The organism is Variovorax sp. VNK109 (genome assembly GCF_049445855.1).
Lineage (GTDB): Bacteria > Pseudomonadota > Gammaproteobacteria > Burkholderiales > Burkholderiaceae_C > JAGOCV01.
In genome coordinates this window covers 299,791-310,630 of sequence record NZ_JBMSDV010000001.1, presented here as the reverse complement: position 1 = coordinate 310,630, position 10,840 = coordinate 299,791, and the positions used below count along the sequence as shown (strand labels likewise).

10 protein-coding genes and 2 riboswitches are annotated in these 10,840 nt (G+C 65.3%); of the genes, 2 read left to right on the top strand and 8 right to left on the bottom strand.

Going from position 1 to position 10,840, the window contains the following annotated elements:
- Nucleotides 1–22: 22 nt before the first annotated feature.
- From gcvH to ACO2Q9_RS01395, 8 genes are all read right to left on the bottom strand, one after another.
- Nucleotides 23–397: a glycine cleavage system protein GcvH gene (gene gcvH / locus ACO2Q9_RS01430; protein WP_423307566.1), complete on the bottom strand. Its 375-nt coding sequence runs from the start codon at nt 395–397 to the stop codon at nt 23–25.
- A gap of 45 nt (nt 398–442) precedes the next feature.
- Nucleotides 443–1,567, bottom strand: a complete 1,125-nt coding sequence (gene gcvT / locus ACO2Q9_RS01425) for a glycine cleavage system aminomethyltransferase GcvT (protein ID WP_423307564.1) — start codon at nt 1,565–1,567, stop codon at nt 443–445.
- 73 nt (nt 1,568–1,640) lie between these two features.
- Nucleotides 1,641–1,739, bottom strand: a riboswitch (glycine riboswitch).
- Between the two features lie 10 nt (nt 1,740–1,749).
- A riboswitch (glycine riboswitch) is annotated at nt 1,750–1,850 on the bottom strand.
- Nucleotides 1,851–1,856: 6 nt separating this feature from the next.
- Nucleotides 1,857–3,134: a TRAP transporter large permease gene (locus ACO2Q9_RS01420; protein ID WP_423307562.1), complete on the bottom strand. Its 1,278-nt coding sequence runs from the start codon at nt 3,132–3,134 to the stop codon at nt 1,857–1,859.
- Nucleotides 3,131–3,625 (bottom strand): TRAP transporter small permease, encoded by a 495-nt coding sequence (locus ACO2Q9_RS01415; protein ID WP_423307560.1) that lies wholly within the window; start codon nt 3,623–3,625, stop codon nt 3,131–3,133. Before ACO2Q9_RS01415 ends, ACO2Q9_RS01420 begins: the two co-directional genes overlap by 4 nt.
- Before the next feature lie 77 nt (nt 3,626–3,702).
- Nucleotides 3,703–4,677, bottom strand: a complete 975-nt coding sequence (locus ACO2Q9_RS01410) for a TRAP transporter substrate-binding protein (protein ID WP_423307558.1) — start codon at nt 4,675–4,677, stop codon at nt 3,703–3,705.
- Between the two features lie 52 nt (nt 4,678–4,729).
- Nucleotides 4,730–5,758, bottom strand: a complete 1,029-nt coding sequence (denD, locus tag ACO2Q9_RS01405) for a D-erythronate dehydrogenase (RefSeq protein ID WP_423307556.1) — start codon at nt 5,756–5,758, stop codon at nt 4,730–4,732.
- 30 nt (nt 5,759–5,788) lie between these two features.
- Nucleotides 5,789–7,117 carry a TAXI family TRAP transporter solute-binding subunit gene (locus ACO2Q9_RS01400; protein ID WP_423307554.1) on the bottom strand — a complete coding sequence of 443 codons (1,329 nt, stop codon included), beginning with the start codon at nt 7,115–7,117 and terminating at the stop codon, nt 5,789–5,791.
- Entirely contained in the window at nt 7,114–8,820 is a 1,707-nt protein-coding gene (locus ACO2Q9_RS01395; protein ID WP_423307552.1) for an electron transfer flavoprotein-ubiquinone oxidoreductase, read from the bottom strand. The genes ACO2Q9_RS01400 and ACO2Q9_RS01395 overlap by 4 nt, the downstream gene beginning before the upstream one ends.
- A 59-nt stretch (nt 8,821–8,879) precedes the next feature.
- On the opposite strand from ACO2Q9_RS01395, the gene ACO2Q9_RS01390 reads away from it, so the two are divergent.
- Together ACO2Q9_RS01390 and ACO2Q9_RS01385 are read left to right on the top strand one after the other, a co-directional pair.
- A complete protein-coding gene (locus ACO2Q9_RS01390) occupies nt 8,880–9,662 on the top strand; it encodes an SDR family oxidoreductase (RefSeq protein ID WP_423307550.1) in 783 nt (260 codons plus the stop codon).
- An 89-nt stretch (nt 9,663–9,751) separates the two neighbouring features.
- On the top strand, nt 9,752–10,834 hold the full coding sequence (locus ACO2Q9_RS01385) for an ABC transporter substrate-binding protein (RefSeq protein ID WP_423307548.1): 1,083 nt from the start codon (nt 9,752–9,754) through the stop codon (nt 10,832–10,834).
- Nucleotides 10,835–10,840 lie beyond the last annotated feature (6 nt).

The following is a 10,840-nucleotide window of genomic DNA, read 5'->3' as shown; positions in this document are numbered from 1 at the left end:
AAGAGGAGGGTGGAAGGGAGGATCAGGCGTTCTTCGAGAACTTCTCGTAATCGGGTTCGTCCATCAGCACGTCGAACTCAGCCATGTCCTTGATCAGGATCTTGAAGAACCAGCCCTTGCCCATAGGGTCGCTGTTGGCGAGCGACGGGTCAGCGCGCAGTTCTTCGTTCACTTCGGTCACTTCGCCGGCAATCGGCATGTACACGTCGGCGGCGGCCTTCACGGATTCGACGACGCCTGCGACTTCGCCCTTGGCGAAGGTCTTGCCGACTTCGGGCAGGTCGACGAACACCACGTCGCCCAGCGCATCCTGCGCATGCAGTGTGATGCCGACGACGGCGGCTTCGTGGTCTTCCAGTTGCACCCACTCGTGCTCTTCGGTGTATTTCAGGGTCATGGTGTTCTCTCCGGTTGATAGGTGTCTGGTGGTTCGGTTGCCGTTTCAGCCACGGTGGTAGCGCGCGGGAACGAAAGGCATCGCGCTCACTTCCATCGGCACGGGCTTGCCGCGCACGATGGCGTGCACGCGTGTCCCCAGCGTAGCAAATTCCGCGCTCACGTAGCCCATGGCGACGGGCTTGCCGACCGTGGGGCCGAGCAGGCCGCTCGTGACTTCGCCGATCGGCGTGCCTTCCATGGACTGCAACGGCGTGTGTTCCCGCACCGGCACGCGCTCCAGCGCGACCAGGCCGACGCGCTTGCGCGTGAGCAGCGTCGGCACGTCCAGCTGCGCCAGGATGCGGTGCGCACCGGGAAAGCCGCCTGCGCGCTCGCCGCCGGTGCGCCGCACCTTCTGCATGGCCCAGTTGAGTGCGGCTTCGACCGGCGTGGTGGTGGTGTCGATGTCGTTGCCATAGAGGCAGAGGCCCGCTTCGAGCCGCAGCGAATTGCGTGCGCCCAGGCCGATGGGTTTGACTTCGGGCTCGGCGAGCAGTGCGCGGGCGAGCGCGTCCGCCTTGTCGCCGGGCACGGAAATCTCGAAGCCGTCCTCGCCGGTGTACCCACTGCGGGTGATGAAAAGATCGGCGCCGTTCCAGTCGTAGCTGCCACCGGTCATGAACACGAGCTTCTCGACGCCGGGCACCAGGCGCGACAACGCGTTCACGGCTTGCGGCCCCTGCAGCGCGAGCAGGCCGCGCTCCGGCATCGGCACGACCTTGCAGCGATGGCCGATGCGCTCCTGGATGTGCGCGATGTCGCCCACCTTGCACGCACCGTTGACGATGACGAACAGGTCATGGCCCCGGTTGAAGAACATCAGGTCGTCGATGATCGTGCCCTCGTCGGTCAGCAGCAGGCCGTAGCGCTGCTTGCCGGGCGCGAGGCCGATCACATCCACGGGCATCAGCGTCTCGAAGGCGGCTGCGGCGTCGGCGCCTTCCAGCCGCAACTGCCCCATGTGCGACACGTCGAACAGCCCGGCGGCCGTGCGTGTGTGGTGGTGTTCGGCCATCAGGCCGGCGGGGTACTGCACCGGCATGGCATAACCGGCGAACGGCACCATGCGCGCGCCGAGTTCGACGTGCAGGTCGTGAAGCGGGGTCTTGAGGAGCGTGTCGGCAGTCACTGGCGGCGCTTTCAGGCAAGGGGCAGGGAACTTCACACACCCGCAGGGCCGGTGAAGGCCGCGCAAGTGAACGTATTCCCCCGCTGTCCGCTTTACCTGAGAGATTCGCCGGTCGATGCCGGCTTGCTCCTTCGGTGGACCCGTTGCCGGGCCTCTCTCCAGTGAGGAACGTCCGGTTTCCCGGACGCTTGCCAGTCCTTTTGCCTGAGCGTTAAGCCTGTGGGGCCTGCGCCTTCGGCGGCTTGCCGGGCCGTGGCCGCAAGCGCTCTCCTGACCCGGCAGATTCTAACTACTTCGCGTACACCAGGTCACGCAATCCCAGCGAAAGCTGGGGCACATAGGTGATGACCATCAGGCAGGCCAGCACCACCAGCACGAACGGAATGAGCTGCGTGACGATCCGGTCCAGCGAAATGCGCGCCACCGTGCAGGCCGCGAACAGGTTCACGCCGAAGGGCGGCGTGATCATGCCCAGTGCGAGGTTGACCACCATGATCAGCCCGAAGTGCACCGGGTCGATGCCGAAGTGCATCGCCACCGGTGCGAGGATGGGCGCCAGCACGATGATCGCGGCCGAGGTCTCGATGAACATGCCGATGACGAACAGCGCCGCATTCACGCCCAGCAGGAAGAGCGTGGGCGACTGCAGCACGGCCTCGAGCCAGCGGCCGATGGCGTCGGGCACACCGGCGCGCGTGATCAGGAAGGCGAACAGGCCTGCATTGGCGATGATGAACATGATCACCGCCGACGAGATGACCGATTTGCGCAGGATGGCGTACAGGTCTTTGGGCTTGATCTCGCGGTAGATCACGACGCCGACCACGAGCGCATACAGCACGGCCACGGCCGATGCCTCGGTAGGCGTGAACACGCCGCCGTAGATGCCGCCCAGGATGATGACCGGCATCAGCAAGGCCCAGCCGGCCTGCAGCGTGGCGGGGCCGATCTTCATGCGGCCGTCGCCATCGTTCTTGCCCCAGCCCTTGTACTTGCAATAGCCCCAGACGAACAGCATCAGCGCCCCACTGATCAGCAGCCCCGGGCCGAAGCCGGCGATGAACAGTTCGCCGATGGACACTTCGGCGCTCACGCCGTACAGGATCATCGGGATCGAAGGCGGGATGATCACGCCCAGCTCGGCACTGGTGGCCTGCAACGCTGCGGCGTAGCTGGTCGGATAACCGTGCTTGATGAGCGCCGGGATCAGGATCGCGCCGATCGCGAAAGTGGTGGCGACCGACGAGCCCGACACGGCCGCGAAGATCATGCAGGTGAGCACGCAGGTCATCGGCAGGCCGCCCTGCACGCCGCCGACGATGCTCTTGGCGAACTCAACCAGACGGCGCGAGATGCCGCCGGTTTCCATCAGGTTGCCGGCCAGGATGAAGAACGGGATCGCCGCCAGCGGAAACTTGTTGATCGACGCGAACATCTCCTTCACGGAGATGAGCATGTTGATGTTGGAGACCTGGATGCCGAGCACGGCCGCCAGGCCGATCGACACCGCAACCGAGATGGTGAGCGCGAAGCACACCACCATCGTGATGAGCATGGCCGACGTCATTGCGCGGTCTCCAGTTCGAGGCGCTGCGGATCGAGCAGGTTGCCCACGATGCCGAACACGCAGAAGACAGCGCCCACGGGCACGGCAGCGTAGGCCCAGATCATCGAAAGGCTTTCAAGGCCGGCCATGGTCTGCACGCCGCCGCGTTTTGCGTAGTCCGTGCCCCACCAGATGAGCACGGCGATGAGCGCCAGCGCGGCGATGGTCACCGCGTAGTCCAGCACACGCCTGAATTTCGGGGGGCTCCAGCGGTAAAGCACATCCACGCTCACCATCGCACCCTGGCGGAAGGCGGCGGGAATGCCGAGGAACACCATCCAGATCAGCGAGAAGCGGATGAGCACCTCGGTCCATTCCGCCGGCTGCTCCAGCACGAAGCGGGTGATGATCTGGAACACGCCGAGGGCCGACGCGACCACGAGCATGAGGCAGGCGCCGATCATGGCGGCGAGGGTGGTCCAGCGCTCGAAGGTCAGGAATGCTTTTTTCATGTGGTGTGTACCGGCAAAAAAAGCGCCCGCTGCGGAAGCGGGCGCCTGTCGCCGCAAGGCGCGCGATTGCCGCGGGATTACTTGACGTTGCGGATCTTGTCGAGTTCGGCCTTGCCGAACTGCTTCTCGAACTCCGCGTTGACCGGGGCGAGCGCGGCGACGAATTTCGCCTTGTCCACGTTGTCGATCACGGTCATGCCCTTGGCGCGCAGGTCAGCCACGCCCTTGGCATCGTCTTCGTCCACACGGGCGCGGTTGGCCTTCGTGCCTTCCTTGGCGGCATCGAGGAAAGCCTGCTTGTCGGCGGCGCTGAGCTTGTCGAACGCCGCCTTGTTCATCAGGAAGATGCAGGGCGAGTAGACGTGGCCGGTCAGCGTGAGATGCTTCTGCACCTGGTCGAACTTGGCCGAGATGATGACGGGCAGCGGGTTCTCCTGGCCGTCCACCGTGCCCTGCTGGAGCGCGGTGAACACTTCGGGGAACGCCATCGGCGTGGTGATGATGCCGAAGCCCTTGTAGGCGGCAATGTGCACCGGGTTCTCCATGGTGCGCATCTTCAGGCCCTTGAGGTCTTCCGGCGACTTCACGTCGCGCTTGCTGTTGGTCATGTGGCGGAAGCCGTTCTCGGCCCAGGCCAGCGCCTTGAAGCCCTTGGCATCGAACTTGGTCAGCATGTCCTGACCGATGGGGCCGTCGAGCACGGCGCGCGCGTGCGCCTTGTCGCGGAACAGGAAGGGCACGTCGAGGATCTTCGCTTCGGGCACGAAATTGGGAACCGGGCCGGTGGACGAGAAGGCCAGTTCCTGCGTGCCCAGCTGCACGGACTCGATGGACTCGCGCTCGCCGCCGAGTGCGCCGTTGTAGAAGGTCTGGACCTTGTAGCGGCCGCCGGTGCGCTTCTCGACTTCACGGGCGAAGGTGTCGATGGCCACGCCCTGGTGCGAGTTCTGGGCGGTCGAGATGCTGATGCGCATCGTCGTCGTCTGGGCCAGCGCCGGGGCCGTGAGGCCAAGGCTGATCACCAAGCCTGCGAGCAGCTTGTTCATTTGCATGTTGTCTCCTGTGATTTTCTGGATGGTTGCGGGAATTGCCGGAAAGCGGCCACTATGCCCGAGAAGGCAGCTTCACGCCCTCGGGATTTTCACCCACATAGTCGCGCACGATGCTCTCGAAATCCGCATCGGCCGACAGACCCAATGCGCTGGCGCGGGGCGAGGCGATGCGGGCCGGCCAACTGGTCACGACCTTCGCGATGGCCGGGTCGACCTGCCAGTCGAGCAGATTGGTTGCCCCTTCGCCAGCCACGGCGGCCAGCGCCTGGGCCATCTGGCGCGGTGTGGTGGTGAGCGCAGGCAGGTTGATGGCGGTGAATGCGCCCCAGTCGGCATCGGGCGCTTCAGCCGCGCGCAGCAGGCCCTCGATGGCGTGGGCCGGTGAGGCCAGCGCGACAGGTGTGTCCGGCGGCACCGGCACAACGGCGCGCACGCCGGCCAGCGGCTCGCGGATCATGCCGGACAGGAAGCCCGAGGCCGCGCCATTGGGCCGGCCGGGGCGCACACTGACCGTCATCAGGCGTGTGCTGCGGCCCCGGATGAAGCCCTTGCGCGAATAGTCGGCCACCAGTTGTTCGCCGATGAATTTCTGGATGCCGTAGCTCGATTGCGGTGTGGGCAGCGTAGTGTCGGTGATGAGGTCCGGCATCGGCAGCAGCGGCGACTGGCCGAACACGGCCAGCGAACTGGCGAACACGAACACGGGCCGTGTGCCGAGCGCACGGCAGGTTTGCAGCAGTTGATGCGTGGCCGCGTAGTTGCTGCGCATGCCCAGGTCGAAGTCGGCCTCGCATTCGCCGCTGACGGCGGCGGCCAGGTGGAAGACGACCTGCGTGTCGCGCGGCACGGCGGCAACGTGACCTTGCGCATCGGGGACCAGCAGGTCGTTCAGGTCGCCGACGACGGATGCGATGCGGGAGTCACCCGCGAGGTCCGGTGGCGGCGCGACCCGGTCCACCAGCGTGATGCGTGAGATGGGTTGTGCCGGATCACCGGCCAGTTGCAGCGTGCCTGTCTTCTGCAGCGTGCGGGCGAGACGCGCGCCGAGAAAGCCGGCACCGCCCGTGATGACGATGTTCATGATTGCCTTGTCTCCGTTGTCGTTGTGTTTTCATTCTGCCTGCTTGAGCAGTTGCGAGCGCACGTAGTCCACATGCTGCCGCAGCGTGTACACGCGGTCGGCCAGATCGAGAGGGAATTTTGCGGTGATCACGTCGCGTTCGATGCGGTCGAGTTGCTCCAGTGCCGCTTGGCGTTGCGCTTCGTCGAGCGTGCGCGAGGCCATGTCGCGCTCGAGGAATTTCAGTTCGCCATAGCGGCGGAACAGCTTGTGCTTCTGGCTCCACGCCAGCAGCGGCGGCAGGATGCGGAATAGAGGCACCAGCACCGCAATCAACGGCAGCAACAGCAGGAAGATACGCTGGACAAGATTGGCCACCCAGAACGGCAGATAGCGTTGCAGGAACGGGCGACCATCGCGGAAATGGCGTTCGGCCTCCGCGGCCAGCGGGAAATCCACCGACTGCGCATTCGGGAACTCGCCATTCGTGCTGACCAGCGTGGCGGGGCGGTGGATCTGTTGCGCAGCCTGCAGCAACAACGAGGCGAGCGCAGGATGCAGGTTGTCCGTGGCCACGAGGTTGGCGGTCGTGGCGAGCAGGGTGATGTCGCGTGCAGGCAGGTTCTTCGCCGGATCCACCGAGCCGCGATGCAGTGTCACCGTCCGCAGGTACGGCATGCGCTGCGCGAGGCCCTGGGCGTGGCGCAGCGAGGTGAGCGTGAGAGTCTCCTGTGCCAGCAGGAAGCGCACCGCCTGCGCCTGCGGTGCGGCGATGAGGATCGCGGCGTCGAGTTGTCCGTCGACGAGTTTCTGCGCGGCGGCCATTCCGCCTTCGGCCACGATCTGCGTGCCGGGGGGCGTTGCAGACGAGGCGACGCCATAGATGCGCAACAGCTCCTGTGCCACGCGCGCGTTGCCGCTGCCTGCCGCGCCGGCCGCGACGCGCTTGCCGGCCAGCCCGCCCAGTCCGTTCGAAAGATCGAGCCCGCGCGTGAAGATCCAGACCGGCTCGTAAGCCACCGTGGCCAGCGCACGCAGGTGCGTGCTGTCTTCCTCGATGTCGGGGTTGGCCGCCATCGGGCCGAGACCGCCCTGGATGAAGGCGACTTCGGTTTTCCCATGGTTCAGGCGTTCGAGGTTTTCCACCGAACCTGTACTGGGATCGAGAGTGAGTGCGATGCCGTCGGCACGCAGCAGGTCTTGGTAACGGACGGCGAACTGGTGGTAAGCGCCGTCAGCCGCGCCCGTGCTCAGGGTCAGCGTGCGGGGCGGCGTGGGGCTGACGAACTTCAGCACGCCCCAGCTGATGGCACCCGCCACGACGGCGAGCAGCGCCCAGAACGCCAGTTGCTGCCGGCCGGAGAGTGCAGGGATGATCACATGCCGTTGTAGTTCGGCCCGCCGCCGCCTTCGGGCGTGACCCATACGATGTTCTGCGTCGGGTCCTTGATGTCGCAGGTCTTGCAGTGCACGCAGTTCTGCGCGTTGATCTGCAGGCGCTTGGCATCCCCGCCCTTCGCCTCGTCGGGCACGAACTCGTACACGCCGGCCGGGCAGTAACGCTGCTCGGGGCCGGCGTAAGTGGCGAGGTTGATGTTCACGGGCACCGACGCGTCCTTCAGCGTCAGGTGCGAGGGCTGGTTCTCCGAGTGGTTGGTGTTGCTGATGAACACGCTGGAGAGTTTGTCGAAGGTGATCTTGCCGTCGGGCTTCGGATACACGATGGGCTTGAACTCGGACGCCGGGCGCAGCATGGCGTGGTCCGGCTTGTCGCGGTGCAGCGTCCAGGGGATGTTGCCGCGCAGGACGAACTGCTCGAAGCCGTTCATCACCGTGGCGACGGCCAGGCCCTTCTTGAACCAGTTCTTGAAGTTGCGGTCCTTGTTGAGCTCTGTATGCAGCCAGCTCTTCTCGAAGGCTTCGGGGTAGGCGGTCAGCTCGTCGTGCTGGCGACCGGCCACCACGGCGTCATACGCGGCTTCGGCAGCCTGCATGCCGGTCTTGATGGCCGCGTGGCTGCCCTTGATGCGGCCCACGTTGAGGTAGCCCGCGTCGCAGCCCACCAGCGCGCCGCCTGGGAACACGGTCTTGGGCAGCGCGAGCAGGCCGCTCGCGTTGATGGCGCGCGCGCCGTAGCCCAGGCGCTTGGCCGGCTTGATGCCCTTGGCGGCATCGCCTTCGAGGTACCAGCGGATGTTGGGGTGTGTTTTCCAGCGCTGGAATTCCTCGAACGGGCTGAGGTACGGATTGGCATAGCCCAGGCCCGTGATGAAGCCGAGCGCGACCTGGTTGTCGTCCAGGTGGTAGAGGAACGCGCCGCCGTAGGTGTCGTTGTCCAGCGGCCAGCCGGCACTGTGCAGCACGAAGCCGGGCGAGTGGCGCTGGGGGTCGATCTCCCACACTTCCTTGACACCGAGGCCGAAACTCTGCGGGTCCTTGCCTTCGGACAGTTTGTATTTGGCGATGAGCTGGCGGCCCAGATGGCCGCGCGCGCCTTCGGCAAACACCGTGTACTTGCCGTGCAGCTCCATGCCCAGCTGGAAGTCGTCGGTCGGCTCGCCTTCCTTGCCGATGCCCATGTTGCCGGTGGCCACGCCCTTGACCGAACCGTCTTCGTTGTAGAGCACCTCGGCGGCGGCGAAGCCGGGGAAGATTTCCACGCCCAGGGCTTCGGCCTGTTCGGACAGCCACTTCACCACATGACCCAGACGCACGATGTAGTTGCCGTGGTTCTGGAAGTTCGGTGGCAGCATGACGTTGGGCACGCGCAGGCCACCGGTCTCGCCGAAGAACATGAATGCGTCATCGGTGACCGCCTGCTTCAGCGGTGCGCCCTTTTCCTTCCAGTCGGGGATGAGTTCGGTCAACGCCTTCGGATCCATGATGGCGCCCGACAGGATGTGCGCGCCGGGCTCCGAACCCTTCTCCAGCACGACAACAGAGACATCGGTGCCCTTTTCTGCTGCGAGCTGCTTCAGGCGGATGGCTGTCGCCAGCCCGCCGGGGCCGCCGCCGACGACGACAACGTCGTATTCCATGGCTTCGCGGGGACCGAACTGGGCAAGGATTTCGTCGTGGGTCATGGTCGCTTCTCTCGGTGGCTTCTCTCTGATAATCGGACGATTCTATTGGAGACGCACCCATGGCCTACACCATCGATCTTTCGGGCCGCGTGGCCTTCGTCACCGGCGCATCCAGCGGCTTGGGCGCCCAGTTCGCGCGCACGCTCTCCCGTGCCGGCGCCGCCGTCGTGCTGGCCAGTCGCCGCGTGGAGAAACTCAAGGAGCTGCGCGCCCGCATCGAAGGCGAGGGCGGCGACGCGCACGTGCTGGAACTCGACGTGACGGACAACGCCAGCATCCGGGCTGCCGTTGCACATGCCGAAACCGAAGTCGGCTCGATCGATATCCTGGTCAACAATTCCGGCGTGAGCACCACGCAGCACCTGGTGGATGTGACCGAGGAAGACTACGAGTTCATCTTCGACACCAACACGCGGGGTGCCTTCTTCGTCGCGCAGGAAGTCGGCAAGCGCATGATCGCCCGCGCGCGGGGCGCGGCGCCGGGCACCTATACGGGCGGGCGCATCATCAACATCGCATCGATGGCGGGCCTGAAAGTGCTGCCGCAGATCGGCGTGTACTGCATGAGCAAGGCGGCGGTGGTGCAGATGACCAAGGCCATGGCGGTGGAGTGGGGCCGCTTCGGCATCAACGTGAACGCCATCTGCCCCGGCTACATCGACACCGAGATCAACCACGCGCACTGGAGCACCGAGCAGGGGCAGAAACTCGTGGGCATGCTGCCGCGCAAGCGTGTGGGCAAGCCGGAAGACCTCGATGTGGTGCTGCTCATGCTGGCCAGCGGCCAGAGCCACTTCGTCAACGGGGCGGTGATCGCGGCGGACGACGGCTTCGGGGCCTGACGGCGCTCCGGCGCGCCGGCCAGCGGGAGCCGGGCACGCCTCATGCTTGATGCGCGGCATTCCTCAATTCCTGCCGAAGGAGCCGCGCCATGAATGCACTTTCCCTCCGAATCCCGTCTTCCATGTTCTTTTTCCGGAACAAGATGGGCCTGCCTGGCGTCGCGGGTGCCCTGATCCTGTGCGCGGTTTCGGTTCCGGCCGTGGCGCAGGTCGAAAAGGCCTCGCTCAAGTTCTCGCAGGGCTGGCTGTTCCAGGCCACGCAGGCGCAGTTTCCACTGACGGCTGACAAGGACTACTGGAAGGCCGAAGGGCTCGAAGTCGCCATCGACCGTGGGTCTGGCTCGGCCACGTCGGTGCAGCGCGTCGTCTCGGGCGCGTATGACCTGGCCTATGCCGACGTCGGTACCGTCATCAAGTGGAACCTGGAGAACCCCGGCCGTGAATTGCTGATGGTCTATGTGGCCGAAGATGCCTGCCCGCTGGTGGCCGTGTCGCTCAAGAAGACCGGCATCACAAAGCCCAAGGACCTCGAAGGCAAGCGCATGGGCGCGCCCAATTTCGACGGTGGCCGCCAGATGTTCCCCGTGTTCGCCAAGGTCAACGGACTGGACACGAGCAAGATCAGCTGGCTGTCGATGGACGCCAACCTGCGCGAGCAGATGCTGGTGCGCGGCGAGGTCGATGCGATCACCGGCTTCCTGACTTCTGCCGTGCCGTCGCTCGCGGCCATCGGCGCCAAGCCGGCCGACCTGAACATCGTGCGCTACGACACCAATGGCCTCGACTGCTACGGCAATGCTGTCATCGCGATGCGCGAGTTCGTCGAGAAGAACCCCAGGACCATTGGTGCGTTCGTGAAAGGGCTCAATCGTGGCATGAAGGAAATGGTGGCGGACCCGAAGGCGGGCGTCGAAGCATTGAAGGGCCGTGACCCGCTGATCAACGCCGACAACGAGACGCAGCGCATGGCGCTGTACATCAAGGAACTGCTGCTCACCCCCAACGTCAAGGCCAATGGCTTCTCTTCGGTGAGCCAGGCCAAGCTGCAGAAGTCCATCGAGTCGGTGATCGAAGCCTTCGGTGCCAAGACCACGGTGACGGCGGCCAGTCTCTATACTGACCGCTTCCTGCCCCCGAAGGCCGACCGCATTCCGCCGGCCTACAAGGAGTGATGCAGA